Source organism: Ruegeria sp. AO1 (genome assembly GCF_056535985.1).
On the sequence record NZ_JBQFJC010000001.1, the window covers coordinates 1,748,132 to 1,762,159 of the forward strand.

The following is a 14,028-nucleotide window of genomic DNA, read 5'->3' on the forward strand; positions in this document are numbered from 1 at the left end:
AGTTCCCAATGCCCTAGGCATCCAAAGCCGACAAACCATGCTGCGCAAAGAGCGGCACGTAGTCACCGAAAAGTTTCGCCCGCCCCGGGTCCGAGGCGTTGCCGTCCAGCGCGCGTTTGTAGACGCCCTGCAGAATGGCGGCCATGCGGAAGAAGTTAAAGGCAAGATAGAACCCAAAATCCTTGATTTCCGGCAGCCCACGTCGCGTGCAATATTGACCGATATAGTCTCTATCACTGGGCAATCCGAGGGTTTTGCGGTAAATCCCGGCCAGCCCCCGCCCTTCTGGCCCCGGAGGCAGCTGCCACTGCATGATCACCGCAGCAAGGTCGGCGTAAGGGTGGCCGATCGTCGACAACTCCCAATCCAGCACGCCGATACACCGGGAGCCGCCGCGTTCAAACATCAGGTTGTCGATCCGGTAGTCGCCATGCACAAGACTGCGCTGACCATCGTCTTCGGGCAAAGCCGCCTCCAACCCTGTGATCAGCGCATCCATCTGAGCGATCTTGTTTGTCTCAGACGCGCGGTACTGCTTTGTCCAGCGCGCGATCTGACGTTCGAAGTAATTGCCGCTCGGGCCAAAGTCGGCGAGGCCGACCGCGTCGATATCGACGGAATGCAACGCGGCCAGCACCCGGTTCATTTCATCCAAGACGGCGGTGCGCGTCTCGTTGCTTTCACCGGTCAGGGTTGGTTCCAGGAAAACGCGGCCCTCCAAGTGTTCCATCACGTAGAAACTGGATCCTATGACTGAGGTGTCTTCGCATAGAAGAAACATCTCGGGCACCGGGACGTCACTGCCTGCAAGCGCCTGTTGCACGCGAAATTCACGCTCCACTGCGTGAGCGGATTTCAGAAGCTTTCCCATAGGCTTACGGCGCAAAACGTAGTTTCGATCTGGTGTCTCAAGTGCGAAAGTCGGGTTGGATTGCCCGATATTGAACTTGCGGGCCTTCAGAGGGCCGCGATACCCCGAGAGGTTTGCGGCAAGGTAGGTATCGACGGCGTCCAGATCCAATGGGCTTTTCGTATTCATCGTCAAAACGCTTCGGCAAAGATGTTGCCCGCAGTAACCACGTTGATGCCTCCGGACACGGGGATGACGGCTCCGGTCACGTAGCTGCCCCCTCGCCCACACAGAAACAACATGCAGCCCGCGATGTCATCGTCACGCCCAACTCGGCCCAGAGGAACCGATTTGCCCACCTTCTCGCGCGTCGTCTCATCCGCAGTTGCAAAAGCGGTCATGCGTGAGACGAACGGGCCGGGCGCCAGAGCGTTGACGGTCACGTGGTAAGGCGACAGTTCCTTGGCCAGGATTTTGGTCAGATGCAGGACGGCCGCCTTGGACGCCGAATAGCTGTATGCCCCGTCGCCCATGGGAACCTCACCCATGACCGAGCCCACATTGACCACCCGCGCTGGGTCTTCGGCGGTGCCGGATTTCATGAGCAACGGCAACAGTTTCTGCGTCAGCTCAAACACGCCCGCGACGTTAACGGACATCACTTTGTCCCACGCATCATGGGGAAATTGACCTAAAGGCGCGCCCCAGGACACACCGGAATTATTCATCAAAATATCAAGGCGTTCCGTCCGTTTATTGATCTCGGCAACGACTTCGTCGATTCCGTCCTTGCTGCCCAGATCCCCTGCAAACCCCTCGGCACTGCCGGGGGCATCCAGCGCGTTCAGCTCCGCCGCGACGGCCTCGCAGGCGTCACCTTTACGGGAGGCGATCAGCACATGCGCGCCAGCCCGAACAAGCGCCTCGGCGGCCATGCGGCCAATTCCGGTGGCACCGCCAGTGACCAGAGCCACCTTTCCATCCAAAGAAAACAGGGTTTCCGGGGTCATGCCGCACTCCTCGCTTGTCGTAGGGGAAAGAGGGTGCGCCGTTGACAGCGCGCGATCCCGCCCCAAAATTCCATCTGCAAGAATAACAGGAACAATGAGGGCAACATGCAAGCATTACTCAGCGTCGCAGCGGGTGGACCGGAGACTCTGGAATTGACCACCCTGCCCGATCCGACCCCGGGCCGCGGAGAGATTCTGGTTGGAATAAAGGCCGCCGGGGTGAACTTTCCCGATACGCTGATGATCCGCGACCTCTATCAGATGAAGCCACCGCGGCCCTTCGCCCCTGGTGGTGAAATCGCAGGTGAGGTGCTTGCGCTTGGTGACGGAGTTGAAGGGTTCGAGATCGGAGATCGCGTTCTGGCGCTGACCGGCCATGGCGGCTTTGCCACGCATCTTGCGGTTAAAGCCAAGGACGCTATCAAGTTTCCCGAAACCATGCCCTTTGATGAGGCGGCGTGTTTTATCTTCACCTATGGCACCTCTTACCACGCTCTCAAGGATCGAGCAGCCCTCCAACCGGGTGAGACGCTGTTGGTTCTGGGGGCCGCGGGTGGTGTCGGATCGGCGGCGATCGAGTTGGGCAAAGCCATGGGCGCGCGAGTCATCGCTGCGGTTTCCACGCCAGACAAAGCTGAATTCTGCCGCTCAATCGGAGCGGATGAGACGATCCTGTATCCCAGAAACCCGGACAAGGACGCTCAGAAAGCGTTCTCAAAAGATATCAAGGCGTTAGCGGGTGCTGAAGGTGTCGATGTCATCTATGACGCGGTGGGCGGAGGCTATGCGGAACCCTCGTTGCGCAGCATTGCGTGGAAGGGTCGATATCTGGTTATCGGGTTTCCAGCAGGAATCCCCAGTGTGCCACTCAATCTCGCGCTGCTGAAAGGATGCCAGATCGTCGGCGTTTTCTGGGGGGCCTCCGTCTTTCGCGAACCTGACGCTCATACCGAAAACCTAAGCGAATTGTTTAACTTATACGCCGCAGGTAAAGTCAAACCCCGTATCACGGCGCGCTTCCCCCTTTCCGAGGGCGCGGCGGCAATCGAGCTGCTTTCTCAGCGCTCCGTTCTCGGAAAGGTTGTGGTCACAATGGACGAAACCTAACTGGAACGGGTTGCATCAAAGGCATCTTTGTCAGCCCACTCGCCTCATTGGAGCATTGTCCGGTAGACATCCCCACCAAATGCCGTTTAAGAAACGAATATGGGGACGGAGATTTATGAATAAAATTCTTGTGTTGAATGGCCCGAACCTCAATCTTTTGGGCACCCGGCAGCCTGAGGTCTACGGCAGCACCACCTTGAAAATGGTGGAGGAGCAATGCGTTGCTCATGGCACGTCTATCGGGCTTGAGGTTTCGACATTTCAATCCAATCACGAAGGTGCGCTGATAGACGCCATCCATCAGGCCCGTGGCACGCAGAACGGTTTGGTTCTGAACGCAGGCGCCTATACCCATACGTCGATTGCCCTGATGGATGCGATTGCCTCGGTAGAGCTGCCTTTGGTCGAGGTTCACCTGTCCAACATCCACGCGCGGGAAAGCTTCCGCCACAAGTCCTACATCGCGTCGGTTGCCCTTGGGCAGATCTGCGGTTTTGGTGCGCAGAGTTATGTTTTGGCGCTGGATGCCTTGGCGGCTCATCTGAAATCAGGGGATGTTACATGAAGCTGAAGGAATATCTTCGCTTTGTCAGCTATGCCAGAACCCTGGAAGAGCTTTGGGATGCCCATTGCCGACAGATGGCCATATACGGGTTTGACCGGCTAATTTATGGCTACACTCAATATCTTACTGCCACATCCTTGGGCGACCCTGAGGATTTTGTCATCCTCAGCAATCATCGGCGGGAATATGTTGATGGTTTTCTTGGTGACAGCAGGTATTCCAACGCTCCGATGCTGCAATGGGCTTTGAACAACGATGGCGCGGCAAGCTGGGGGTTGATTCAGGATTTGGCCTCGAACGGGGAACTCACGCCCGAGCAGCAAAAGGTTGTGGATTTCAACAAGTCGCACAACGTGCTTGCTGGATATACTGTCAGCTTCAACTCGGTCTCGGTGCGGTCCAAGGGTGCGATCTCGCTATCGGCCGAAGAAAACCGCAACCAGGACGAGATTGACGACATGTGGGAACAGCATGGCGAGGATATCCTTCTGATGAACAACATCGCTCATCTCAAGATCCTGACCCTGCCCTACACACCGCCGAATCGGTCGCTCACCAAACGTCAGCGAGAGGCGCTGCAATGGGTCGGTGATGGCAAAACGACTCAGGATATAGCCCTGCTGATGGGGCTGACGGCGGCGACAGTAGAAAAACACCTGAGGCTGGCACGCGAATCGCTTTCGGTCGAGACGACAGCCCAAGCTGTTCTCAAAGCCGCCCTACACAACCAGATGTATGTGATGGAAGCCTAAACACAAGAGATTGACGCCAAACCGCGTCAATTTACCTAAGGTAAGGAAATCATGACTTCCCATCTTCACGGGAAAATTGCAGATTGATACCGTTCCGTGAGTGGTGGCTTTAGCCAAGGAACATTCGATTGGATCTTTGCAATACCAGAGCTCTCCAATCACTCTGACTTTTGGAGCGCCTATTCGTCCGCGTACCGACGTCGGAATTTTGGAGGGTCCCGACCATCCCCATCATGCGGGGCCCTCCATTCACCTTCTGCTTGAACAGACAAATCTATCTCTGGCACGAAAAAACCGGCCACGTTCGACGTGACCGGTTCTGAATGTCGTTAGGCCCCGCAACCGGGGCCTGGAGCAAATGCTTAGCCTTGGGCCGCTTTGGCAACTTCTGCAGCGAAGTCTTCTTTTTCGACCACGATGCCTTCGCCAACTTCCAGACGGATGAAGCCGGTGATGGTTGCGCCTGCTTCTTTTGCCGCTGCTTCAACGGTCAGGTCAGGGTTCACAACGAAGGACTGGTTGAGCAGAGTCGATTCAGCCACGAATTTCTTCATACGGCCTTCGATCATCTTCTCGATCACCTGCTCCGGCTTGCCGGATTCGCGGGCGATGTCCATCTGAACCTGCTTTTCTTTCTCGACAACAGCCGGATCCATGTCGGCCTCGGACAGAGCTGCCGGGTTCACAGCTGCGATGTGCATCGCAACCTGCTTGCCGATCGCTTCGTCGCCACCGGTCAGAGCAACCAGAACACCGATTTTGCCCATGCCGTTTGTGGCTGCGTTGTGCACGTAAGACACAACGGTGTCGCCCGACAGTTTCGACATGCGGCGCACCGACATGTTTTCACCGATGGTGGCGATCTTGTCAGTGATCGTGTCTGCGACGGACTTTCCGCCCAGATCAGCAGCCAACAGAGCTTCGACATTGTCGACGCCTTCAGCAGCGTAGGTGATCTTTCCGACCATTTCCTGGAACTCAGCGTTCTTCGCAACGAAGTCGGTTTCCGAGTTCACTTCGACAGCAACACCGTTGCCACCGTTGACGTGAACAGCAACCAGACCTTCTGCTGCGGTACGGCCCGATTTCTTGGCCGCTTTGGCCAGACCTTTGGTGCGCAGCCAGTCAACGGCCTCGTCCATGTTGCCGCCGGTTTCGGTCAGGGCTTTTTTCGCGTCCATCATGCCTGCGCCGGTTGCGTCGCGCAGTTCTTTAACCATTGCTGCTGTGATTGCCATCTTTTGGCTCTCCTCAATTCAAACGGAATTGGGGCAGGTCATACCCTGCCCCATGTGTCATTTACGTGACGGGCAGCTTACGCTTCGGCCGGAGCTTCAGCGGCTTCTTCTGCAACGACTTCTTCAACCGGTGCTTCTTCGAAGGCACCCAGGTCAACGCCTGCAGCACCCATCTGAGCGGTCATACCGTCCAGAGCGGCACGTGCGGCCAGGTCACAGTACAGCGAGATCGCGCGGGCTGCGTCGTCGTTGCCAGGGATGATGTAGTCAACGCCGTCGGGCGAGCAGTTGGTGTCGACAACAGCCACAACCGGGATACCCAGCTTGTTGGCTTCTGCGATGGCCAGTGCTTCTTTTTTGACGTCGATGACGAACAGCAGGTCAGGAACACCGCCCATCTCGCGGATACCGCCCAACGATGCCTGCAGCTTCTGCTGGTCACGCTCCATGCCCAGACGCTCTTTCTTGGTCAGGCCTTCTGCGCCCGCTTCCATGGCTTCGTCGATCTGGTTCAGACGGTTGATCGACTGGGAAACGGTTTTCCAGTTGGTCAACGTGCCGCCCAGCCAGCGGTGGTTCATGTAGTACTGAGCCGACTTTTCAGCCGCTTCAGCGATCGGGCCAGCGGCCTGACGCTTGGTACCAACGAACAGAACGCGGCCACCTTTTGCGACGGTGTCACGAACAGCCTGCAGAGCCTGATCCAGCATCGGAACAGTCTGGGTCAGATCCATGATGTGGATGCCATTGCGCGAGCCGTAGATGAACGGGCCCATGCGGGGATTCCAACGCTGTGTCTGGTGACCAAAGTGAACGCCAGCTTCCAGCAGCTGGCGCATGGAGAACTCGGGAAGAGCCATGCTATTTTCCTTTTCCGGTTTACGCCTTGGCGGGGGTGAAAGAAGCGGATGCTCCAACCGGCGGTCTTGATGAGGATGTCTCCCTCAAAAAGCCCAAACCCCGCCTGCGGGTTTGAATGGCGCGCGTATACGGCAGGTTTGGATGCAGCGCAAGGGCCAATCGCCCTTATTTTTCAAGCCGCGCCAAGCTGTGTGCGTGACGGACGGCCTCTTCACAATGCGCGGCCAGCGCCTTGCGGTTTTCAAAACCGCTGACCTTGGCCGGCGCATGATAAATCAGCTCGACCGCCCCCTGCCGACGCGCACCGAGTGTTTTCAGCAGATGCGGGCCGAAATCCATGTCGCCCCACCAACCGTAAAACCGGTCCGGTTCACCCACAGGAGCGTGAAACACCACCGAGACCGGCTGAACATACATGAAATCTCGCAATTCATCTGCGAAGAACGCGGCAAAGAGCGTTGTTTTAAATGGCAAAACCCTGAGGCCATCGGTCGAGGTTCCTTCGGGGAAAAACAGCAGCTTATGCCCTGCTTTCAGGCGGGTTTCGAACACCTGCGTTTGTTCTTTTGCCTTTTTTCGGTCCCGTTCGATAAAAACCGTTCCGGTCGCGCGCGCCAACCAGCCGATACCGGGCCATTTCGCCACTTCGGCCTTGGATACGAAATACACCCGTTTGCGAGCGTTCAGCGCAAAGATATCCAGCCAGGAGGTGTGGTTTGCCACGACAGCCCCACGCTCAGCCATCAGATCTCCGGAGGTACGGAATCTTATGCCCAGAATGCGAAAGGCGTTGCGGCAAACAAATTGAGTGATGAACGGCGTGATCGGTCGGCGAATACCGAACAAGGGGCGTTCGATCAGGCGTATCGCCAGCAAGATGATCAAGCCACCAAAGACCAGCAGCGACAACGGCACACCGCGCAAGAAAACCAAAACCCACCCCAGAACGCCAAGGTGAATCGCATCCGGCGCGTCTTCACTGTTCCAAAGCGGATCACTCACGGGGTTAGGCTCCGCCATAGATGCGCTTTTGCCGCTCGTTCATCCGCGCGGTATCTAAGATCAGGCAGACATCGGTGGTGTTGAAGCTGTGGTCGATAAAGGCCCCCTCGCCCACGAAGCCGCCCAAACGCAGATAGGCTTTGATCAGCGCGGGAACCTGCACCATGGCTGCCCGGCGGTCGAGGTCTTCGGGCGCCACAAGGTTCATGGATTGAAACACATCCGGCTGCGCACGTACACGCAGATCTTCGGGCGCCAGATGGTTGTGATGCAGCATCGACAAGGGCTGGGCGAGCGCTGTGACATCGGTGCCGTGAAAACTGGCGACGCCGAACAGAACCTCGATCTCACGCTCGGTGACATAAGCCGCCAAACCGTTCCACAGGTGATACATCGCCGTGCCGCCGCGATAGTCGGGATGCAGGCAGGATCGGCCAAGCTCTAGCAGCTTGCGACCGCTTTGCTTCAGAACGGTCAAATCGTATTCGTCTTCGGAGTAAAATTGGCCCAACTCTGCTGTACGTTCGCCCGGTAACAGCCTGTAAACGCCAACAGTTTCCCCGGTTTGACTATCGATCGCCAGCATGTGATCGAAATACGGATCGAACTTGTCTTGCTCTAGACCGGCATCGTGATCGACCATCTCTCCGCCACCACCTAATTCGCGTACAAACACGTCATAGCGCAGGCGCTGCGCGGCGCGCAGGTCCTGTTCTGTTTCAGCGAGTCGGATGGTGAAAGAAGGGCCTGAATCCGGCATGTCGTTCCTTGAAGTTGCCTCCGGCTGATACCGCAGCTGTTCCCCCAAAGGCAATACGGGTCCCAGCTGGCGTCTGGCGTTAACCTTTCCTAAACCAGTTTCACGGATCAAAGACCGGCATCAAGGCGATACGCGTTCCGTCGATTACCACTTTCCCCTGCTCGCGGAAGTTCACGGTAATCTTGCCCCCGATATTGGACTGCACCTGTCCAACGCCCCAATCGGGGAAATCGGGGTGGCGGACGAACATGCCCGGTGCAAGTATGGCATTGAGGTCTGTCATGGGGGCTCCGGTCCGGTGGCAGATACAGCAGGAGGTACGCATGGGCGCCACAGACGTCAACCTGGCCGAGCTGATTGGCTCGCGCATCTGTCACGATCTGATCAGCCCGATCGGGGCCATCACCAACGGGCTGGAGCTGTTGGATATGGTTGGCGCGGTGCAAGGTCCGGAGATGGAGCTGATCTCGGGCAGTGTCGGCAGTGCCGGCGCGCGGATTCGGTTCTTCCGCGTGGCCTTTGGCTCGGCCAGCGACCAGCCATTGGGGCGCAGCGAGGTTGCCGAGTTGCTAAAAGACGTGGAACGAGCAGGTCGTGTGCGGGTCAACTGGAACCTGACCGAGGCTGTGCCACGCAATCAGGTCAAACTGGCCTTTCTAGCCCTGATGTGCTGCGAGAGCGCGATGCCGTTTGGCGGGCAGGTCGATATATCGACCTCTGACATCGGTTGGCAGGTAACAGGCACAGCCGATAAGCTGAACATTGACAATGACTTGTGGAAGAATGCTGCCACGGGCAACTTCGCCAACAAACTCACCCCTGCGCAGGTTCAGTTTGCCTTGCTGCCGGAAACGGCGGCGGCCATGGGGCGGCGGGTTGCCGTCGAAACCGCCACAACCCGCGTCACCCTAAGGTTTTAGGTACGGGTCGTTCCGTTACCGCGCACCAGATATTGGAAGCTGGTCAACTGCGCCGCGCCGACCGGACCACGTGCGTGCATTTTACCCGTGGCAATGCCGATCTCAGCGCCCATCCCAAACTCACCGCCATCCGCAAACTGCGTTGACGCATTGTGCATCAGGATGGCGCTGTCCAACCGCTGGAAGAAGCGGGCCGCAGCCGCGTCATCCTCGGTCATGATGCAATCGGTGTGGTTCGAGCCAAAGTGCTGGATATGCGCAATGGCGGCGTCAATGTCGGCGACAGGTTTGGCGGCAATGATGCTGTCCAGAAACTCTTTGCCCCAATCCTCAGAGGTGGCTTGGTTTGTTCCGTCGACGGCCAGAACACCTTCGGCATGAACCTCGACCCCGGCGGCCATAAGCGCGGCAATCACGTCGCGCCCGAGGGTTTCGGCCACATCCTGATGGATCAGCAGACACTCTGCCGCGCCGCAAATACCGGTACGACGAGTCTTGGCGTTGAGCACCACGTCCAGCGTTTTCTGCGGGTCGGCAGCTTTGTCGATGTAGATATGCACTATGCCTTCAAGATGGGCGAAGACCGGCACGCGTGCTTCGCGCTGAACCAGCCCAACCAGCCCTTTGCCGCCCCGCGGAACGATGACGTCTACATAGTCAGTCATGGTCAGCAATTCCTGCACCGCCGCGCGGTCTCGGGTCGGCACGAGTTGAATTGAGACCTCAGGCAAGTTCGCGGCCTTCAGACCTTCGACCAGGCAGGCATGGATGGCGGTGGAGGAGTGAAAACTCTCGGATCCACCGCGCAGGATCACGGCGTTACCGGACTTCAGGCATAACGCGCCAGCATCGGCGGTTACATTAGGGCGGCTTTCGTATATCACCCCAATGACACCCAACGGCGTGCGCACACGCTGAATATTCAGGCCTGAGGGCATGTCCCACTCGGCCATCACCTCGCCCACCGGATCGGTCTGATCAGCCACCGTGCGCAGGCCATCGACCATGCCCTGAATGCGGTCCTCATCCAGCATCAGACGGTCCATCATGGCGGGGCTCAGGCCCTTTTCACGTCCGAACTCCAGATCCTTCTTGTTTGCTTCGATGATCTGAGCGCGATTGGCCCAGACAGCCTCAGCCGCCGCGATCAGGGCTGCATGTTTGCGTTCAGCCGTGGCAAAAGCCAGCTCGCGCGCTGCTGCTTTGGCGCGCTTACCCAGATCGGCCATCAGAGCGGGAATATTGTCGAGATCCTTCATAACCTTAGCCTTTCTGCGCCTTTATAGCGCCAAATCGTCCCTGTGAATCAGCGCTGCGCGACCAGGATAGCCCAGCGTTGCCTCAATCTCTGAGGATTTTCGCCCTTTGATTGCGTCCGCCTCTTGCGCGGTATAGCGGCTGATGCCCTGTGCCAGCCGACGCTCTTGCAGGTCAAGAATGGCAACCGGATCGCCCCGGCCGAAATCACCGGTCACTTCGACGATACCCGCAGGCAAGAGACTTTTGCCATTCGAAAGCGCCTTTGCGGCGCCGTCGTCGATCGTGATCTCTCCGCGCGGCTTCATCGCTGAGATCCAGCGCTTGCGCGCCGCATGCGGATCAAGCGTTGCCGTGAACCACGTGCTGTTCGCGCCATTCTCAAGCGATTGTAATGGGTTGAGCGTCGATCCTTCGGTGATCGCCATATCGCAACCTGCAGCCGTCGCCATCTTGGCTGCCATCAGCTTGGTCTTCATACCGCCTTTGGAGAGGCCGGATCCAGCATCACCGGCCATCGCCTCAATCTCGGGCGTGATTTGGTCGATCGTGTCATAGCGCGCGGCCGAGGAATCCTCATTCGGATTGCCGGTATAAAACCCGTCCACATCCGACAGAAGGATCAGTTGGTCCGCACCAACGGTTACCGCGATCTGTGCTGCCAGCCGATCATTGTCGCCGTAGCGGATTTCATCCGTGGCGACTGTATCATTTTCGTTGACGATGGGAACAACGCCAAGGCCCAAAAGCGTCTCAAGTGTCGCGCGTGAATTCAGATAGCGGCGACGATCCTCGCTATCCTCGAGCGTCACCAACACTTGGGCCGTGGTGATCTGGTGCGGGGTCAGCGCCTCTTCATAGGCACGCGCGAGACGGATTTGTCCTACAGCCGCCGCAGCCTGTGACTGCTCCAGAGCCAAAGCCGCCGCAGGTAAGCCCAAAACACCGCGCCCCAAAGCGATTGAGCCAGAAGACACCAGAATCACATCCGTGCCCTGCCCTTTGAGCCAGGCCACGTCCTGAGCCAGTGATTTCAACCAATCTGAGCGCAGCTGTCCCGTGTTCCGATCCACCAGCAAGGCGGACCCGATCTTGACCACCAGCCGACGGGCTGCGGTCAGGGTTGCCACGGCGCGGCCTCCTCGGCAGGTTTCTGACGCAGGCGGTTTTCGTCGATCTGAGCACGGAGCGCGCGCAGCACTTCGGTCACGCCCAGATGCGCGACACCTGACATCGTCATGACGGGGCCGCCAACGGCCTCTTCCAGCTCGGCCTTGGCCAAATCTCGTTCTTCATCATCCAGCGCGTCGACCTTGTTCAGCACCGTGATGCGAGGTTTCTCGGCCAGTTCACCGCCATAAGCCTCAAGCTCATGAATAATGGTGCGGTAGTCGTCTGCCACGGTTTCCGAGGTGCCATCGACCAGATGCAGCAACACGGCGCAGCGTTCAACGTGACCGAGGAACCGGTCGCCGATCCCGCGCCCTTCATGAGCGCCTTCGATCAGGCCCGGAATGTCGGCCACCACAAATTCCACATTGTCTACACCGACCACGCCCAGATTGGGGTGCAGAGTGGTAAACGGATAGTCGGCGATTTTAGGCCGCGCGTTCGAAGTTGCGGCCAGAAAGGTCGATTTGCCGGCATTGGGCATGCCTAACAGGCCAACATCCGCGATCAGTTTCAGCCGCAACCAAATGGTGCGATCAATACCCGCCTGCCCCGGATTGGCCCGACGCGGCGCCTGGTTGGTTGCGGATTTGAAGTGGAGATTGCCAAAACCGCCATTGCCGCCTTTGGCCAGCAGAACCCGCTGCCCGACCTCGGTCAGGTCGCTAATCACGGTCTCTTCGTCCTCATCGAGGATCTCAGTCCCGACCGGCACCCGCAGAATGATGTCGTCACCATCCTTACCCGTACGTTGCTGACCGCGGCCCGGTTGTCCGTTCTTGGCAAAGAAGTGCTGCTGATAGCGGAAGTCGATCAGGGTGTTCAGCCCGTCCACGACCTCGGCCCAGACGGACCCGCCTTTGCCGCCGTCCCCGCCATCAGGGCCGCCGTATTCAATGTACTTTTCGCGTCGGAAGCTGACGCAGCCGCCACCTCCGGCCCCGGACCGGATGTAGACCTTTGCTAGATCGAGAAATTTCATAGTCTGTCCCCTACTGCAAAGGCCCCATCGGCCACAAGTCAGAGTTTCTTTGTATAGGTCCAGGTGGGCACATTCGCGTCGCGCGCCACCGAGTAGCTTTCTGCATCGCCCAAATACTGGAACCCGCAATGGGTCAGCACCCGCGCCGAGGCCGGGTTGTCCTGAAACACGCTGGCGAACATATTGGCGTTCTCAAGCGGATTGGCACCGACCAGGGCCTCAACAGCCATCGAGGCAATGCCCGTGTTCCAATAGACAGGCGCAACCCAATAGCCAACCTCGGACTGGTTGCGATCGAGCCGCTGCAAAGAGATCAGGCCGATCAGCTCGGGCCCGCCGTCTTTGGTGGCGTCCATCGCCCAGACGTCCTCATCCCGGTCTTCCGCCATCGAGCGGGTCACAAAGGCCTCGATCGAGCCCGGCGGCAGCGGGTGTGGGATCGACGTGGTCATCCTCGCCACACGCTCATCGCCTGCATAGTGTTCGATAAGCCCCATATCCGACCGACGCAGAGGGCGCAGGTCGAACCGCTCGGTTTCGATGACCGGCTGATTTATGATTGCTTCAAGTTTCATGAGTGCGTTCCTCCTCCGAACAACACAAAAAGTACGGACGCAACAGTCAGACTGGCGAGCGTCCACATCAGATATTTTTCCGCAGGCCGACCTTCAACCACATGGGCGATCCGGTCTCCTGCAAATGTCCAGATCGGGTGCAAAACGATCTGGCAGAACAACAAACAAAGAGCGATCGTGAGCGTCGCCTCAAAACTGGACGTCCCCGCCGCAACAAACCCCGTGAAACCTGCAATGATCATCGCCCAGGCCTTGGGGTTCAGCGGATGCACGATGAGCCCAGACAAAAAGCCCGGCGCGTTCCCTTCCGCCGCTGCACGAGACAGCCTTAGATTGGCGATCTTCCAGGCCAGCCAGCAAATATAGGCGGCAGAAGCGTATTTCAGCACCTCAAACGCCAGTGGAGCCTGATCGGCAACCTGCATCAGGCCAAAGCCTACGGGCCAGATGATCAGCTGCTTGCCCAACACGACCCCGGCCACAAAAGGCAACGCGGCGCGAAAGCCATAACGCGCACCTGTTCCCATCAGGACCATGTTGGCCGGTCCCGGCGTGCCGACCTGTGAGGCGGCAAAGATAAGAAAGCTGGTGGTTGCGACGGGCATTGCTGTTCTGGATCACGACTGCGTTAAAACGAAAAAGGGACCGGCATTTTCTGCCGGTCCCCCATGAATTTTTTATTAAACCTTCTGGGTTTCGGCTTACTCTGCGGCCTCCGCCACTGGCAGGACCGAAATGAAGGTGCGGTTTTTGAGTCCCTTGTGGAACTTCACGGCGCCATCGGTGGTTGCAAAGATTGTGTGGTCTTTGCCCATGCCTACGCCTTCGCCCGGCCAGAACTTGGTGCCGCGCTGACGTACGATGATGTTGCCTGCGATGGCAGCTTGGCCACCATACAGCTTCACGCCAAGGCGACGACCAGCTGAGTCGCGACCGTTACGGGAGGAACCGCCAGCTTTTTTATGTGCCATTCTCTCTC

At 58.1% G+C, this 14,028-nt stretch carries 17 protein-coding genes; 4 read left to right on the top strand and 13 right to left on the bottom strand.

What is annotated here, in order from left to right:
* Positions 1 to 13: 13 nt before the first annotated feature.
* Together ACR3FB_RS08585 and ACR3FB_RS08590 are read right to left on the bottom strand one after the other, a co-directional pair.
* A complete protein-coding gene (locus tag ACR3FB_RS08585; protein ID WP_480564640.1) occupies positions 14 to 1,039 on the bottom strand; it encodes a phosphotransferase in 1,026 nt (341 codons plus the stop codon).
* Positions 1,040 to 1,041: 2 nt separating this feature from the next.
* Complete coding sequence (locus ACR3FB_RS08590; RefSeq protein ID WP_480564637.1) at positions 1,042 to 1,860, bottom strand: SDR family NAD(P)-dependent oxidoreductase; 819 nt, start codon at positions 1,858 to 1,860, stop codon at positions 1,042 to 1,044.
* Between the two features lie 105 nt (positions 1,861 to 1,965).
* On the opposite strand from ACR3FB_RS08590, the gene ACR3FB_RS08595 reads away from it, so the two are divergent.
* The 3 genes from ACR3FB_RS08595 to ACR3FB_RS08605 all read left to right on the top strand — a co-directional run bounded on the left by ACR3FB_RS08595 (position 1,966) and on the right by ACR3FB_RS08605 (position 4,284).
* A complete protein-coding gene (locus ACR3FB_RS08595; RefSeq protein ID WP_480564634.1) occupies positions 1,966 to 2,967 on the top strand; it encodes an NADPH:quinone oxidoreductase family protein in 1,002 nt (333 codons plus the stop codon).
* A 115-nt stretch (positions 2,968 to 3,082) separates the two neighbouring features.
* The gene (gene aroQ / locus ACR3FB_RS08600; RefSeq protein ID WP_425082796.1) at positions 3,083 to 3,532 is read left to right on the top strand and encodes a type II 3-dehydroquinate dehydratase; all 450 of its coding nucleotides are present in this window, start codon (positions 3,083 to 3,085) and stop codon (positions 3,530 to 3,532) included.
* Entirely contained in the window at positions 3,529 to 4,284 is a 756-nt protein-coding gene (locus tag ACR3FB_RS08605; protein WP_480564631.1) for a LuxR family transcriptional regulator, read from the top strand. Before aroQ ends, ACR3FB_RS08605 begins: the two co-directional genes overlap by 4 nt.
* Before the next feature lie 362 nt (positions 4,285 to 4,646).
* Here ACR3FB_RS08605 and tsf read toward each other — a convergent pair whose 3' ends face one another.
* From tsf to ACR3FB_RS08630, 5 genes are all read right to left on the bottom strand, one after another.
* Complete coding sequence (tsf, locus tag ACR3FB_RS08610; RefSeq protein WP_170373730.1) at positions 4,647 to 5,522, bottom strand: translation elongation factor Ts; 876 nt, start codon at positions 5,520 to 5,522, stop codon at positions 4,647 to 4,649.
* Between the two features lie 77 nt (positions 5,523 to 5,599).
* Positions 5,600 to 6,382: a 30S ribosomal protein S2 gene (gene rpsB, locus ACR3FB_RS08615; RefSeq protein WP_170466928.1), complete on the bottom strand. Its 783-nt coding sequence runs from the start codon at positions 6,380 to 6,382 to the stop codon at positions 5,600 to 5,602.
* Between the two features lie 166 nt (positions 6,383 to 6,548).
* Positions 6,549 to 7,403: a lyso-ornithine lipid O-acyltransferase gene (olsA, locus tag ACR3FB_RS08620; RefSeq protein WP_480564628.1), complete on the bottom strand. Its 855-nt coding sequence runs from the start codon at positions 7,401 to 7,403 to the stop codon at positions 6,549 to 6,551.
* Positions 7,390 to 8,145, bottom strand: coding sequence for an L-ornithine N(alpha)-acyltransferase (gene olsB, locus ACR3FB_RS08625; protein WP_480564625.1), 756 nt, complete (start codon positions 8,143 to 8,145; stop codon positions 7,390 to 7,392). The genes olsA and olsB overlap by 14 nt, the downstream gene beginning before the upstream one ends.
* A gap of 100 nt (positions 8,146 to 8,245) precedes the next feature.
* Complete coding sequence (locus tag ACR3FB_RS08630; RefSeq protein ID WP_170393080.1) at positions 8,246 to 8,428, bottom strand: DUF3553 domain-containing protein; 183 nt, start codon at positions 8,426 to 8,428, stop codon at positions 8,246 to 8,248.
* A 40-nt stretch (positions 8,429 to 8,468) separates the two neighbouring features.
* Here ACR3FB_RS08630 and ACR3FB_RS08635 point away from each other — a divergent pair, with 40 nt between their 5' ends.
* Positions 8,469 to 9,065 (top strand): histidine phosphotransferase family protein, encoded by a 597-nt coding sequence (locus ACR3FB_RS08635; RefSeq protein WP_425082798.1) that lies wholly within the window; start codon positions 8,469 to 8,471, stop codon positions 9,063 to 9,065.
* Here the strand turns inward: ACR3FB_RS08635 and ACR3FB_RS08640 are convergent.
* The 6 genes from ACR3FB_RS08640 to rpmA all read right to left on the bottom strand — a co-directional run bounded on the left by ACR3FB_RS08640 (position 9,062) and on the right by rpmA (position 14,020).
* Complete coding sequence (locus ACR3FB_RS08640) at positions 9,062 to 10,324, bottom strand: glutamate-5-semialdehyde dehydrogenase (RefSeq protein ID WP_480564622.1); 1,263 nt, start codon at positions 10,322 to 10,324, stop codon at positions 9,062 to 9,064. The genes ACR3FB_RS08635 and ACR3FB_RS08640 overlap by 4 nt on opposite strands.
* Positions 10,325 to 10,345: 21 nt before the next feature.
* Positions 10,346 to 11,452 carry a glutamate 5-kinase gene (gene proB / locus ACR3FB_RS08645; protein ID WP_480564619.1) on the bottom strand — a complete coding sequence of 369 codons (1,107 nt, stop codon included), beginning with the start codon at positions 11,450 to 11,452 and terminating at the stop codon, positions 10,346 to 10,348.
* Positions 11,440 to 12,474: a GTPase ObgE gene (obgE, locus tag ACR3FB_RS08650; RefSeq protein WP_480564616.1), complete on the bottom strand. Its 1,035-nt coding sequence runs from the start codon at positions 12,472 to 12,474 to the stop codon at positions 11,440 to 11,442. Before obgE ends, proB begins: the two co-directional genes overlap by 13 nt.
* 38 nt (positions 12,475 to 12,512) lie before the next feature.
* Complete coding sequence (locus ACR3FB_RS08655; RefSeq protein WP_170458229.1) at positions 12,513 to 13,049, bottom strand: GNAT family N-acetyltransferase; 537 nt, start codon at positions 13,047 to 13,049, stop codon at positions 12,513 to 12,515.
* Complete coding sequence (locus ACR3FB_RS08660) at positions 13,046 to 13,654, bottom strand: LysE family translocator (protein WP_170373740.1); 609 nt, start codon at positions 13,652 to 13,654, stop codon at positions 13,046 to 13,048. Before ACR3FB_RS08660 ends, ACR3FB_RS08655 begins: the two co-directional genes overlap by 4 nt.
* 96 nt (positions 13,655 to 13,750) lie before the next feature.
* Positions 13,751 to 14,020 (bottom strand): 50S ribosomal protein L27, encoded by a 270-nt coding sequence (gene rpmA / locus ACR3FB_RS08665; RefSeq protein ID WP_039535512.1) that lies wholly within the window; start codon positions 14,018 to 14,020, stop codon positions 13,751 to 13,753.
* Positions 14,021 to 14,028: the final 8 nt, after the last annotated feature.

Coding starts and splice junctions, on each gene's coding strand:
- obgE (WP_480564616.1), bottom strand. CDS start 12,474: ATGAAATTTCTCGATCTAGCAAAGGTCTACATCCGGTCCGGGGCCGGA.
- ACR3FB_RS08640 (WP_480564622.1), bottom strand. CDS start 10,324: ATGAAGGATCTCGACAATATTCCCGCTCTGATGGCCGATCTGGGTAAG.
- rpmA (WP_039535512.1), bottom strand. CDS start 14,020: ATGGCACATAAAAAAGCTGGCGGTTCCTCCCGTAACGGTCGCGACTCA.
- ACR3FB_RS08585 (WP_480564640.1), bottom strand. CDS start 1,039: ATGAATACGAAAAGCCCATTGGATCTGGACGCCGTCGATACCTACCTT.
- olsA (WP_480564628.1), bottom strand. CDS start 7,403: ATGGCGGAGCCTAACCCCGTGAGTGATCCGCTTTGGAACAGTGAAGAC.
- olsB (WP_480564625.1), bottom strand. CDS start 8,145: ATGCCGGATTCAGGCCCTTCTTTCACCATCCGACTCGCTGAAACAGAA.
- ACR3FB_RS08630 (WP_170393080.1), bottom strand. CDS start 8,428: ATGACAGACCTCAATGCCATACTTGCACCGGGCATGTTCGTCCGCCAC.
- ACR3FB_RS08605 (WP_480564631.1), top strand. CDS start 3,529: ATGAAGCTGAAGGAATATCTTCGCTTTGTCAGCTATGCCAGAACCCTG.
- ACR3FB_RS08655 (WP_170458229.1), bottom strand. CDS start 13,049: ATGAAACTTGAAGCAATCATAAATCAGCCGGTCATCGAAACCGAGCGG.
- rpsB (WP_170466928.1), bottom strand. CDS start 6,382: ATGGCTCTTCCCGAGTTCTCCATGCGCCAGCTGCTGGAAGCTGGCGTT.
- ACR3FB_RS08590 (WP_480564637.1), bottom strand. CDS start 1,860: ATGACCCCGGAAACCCTGTTTTCTTTGGATGGAAAGGTGGCTCTGGTC.
- ACR3FB_RS08660 (WP_170373740.1), bottom strand. CDS start 13,654: ATGCCCGTCGCAACCACCAGCTTTCTTATCTTTGCCGCCTCACAGGTC.
- tsf (WP_170373730.1), bottom strand. CDS start 5,522: ATGGCAATCACAGCAGCAATGGTTAAAGAACTGCGCGACGCAACCGGC.
- aroQ (WP_425082796.1), top strand. CDS start 3,083: ATGAATAAAATTCTTGTGTTGAATGGCCCGAACCTCAATCTTTTGGGC.
- ACR3FB_RS08635 (WP_425082798.1), top strand. CDS start 8,469: ATGGGCGCCACAGACGTCAACCTGGCCGAGCTGATTGGCTCGCGCATC.
- ACR3FB_RS08595 (WP_480564634.1), top strand. CDS start 1,966: ATGCAAGCATTACTCAGCGTCGCAGCGGGTGGACCGGAGACTCTGGAA.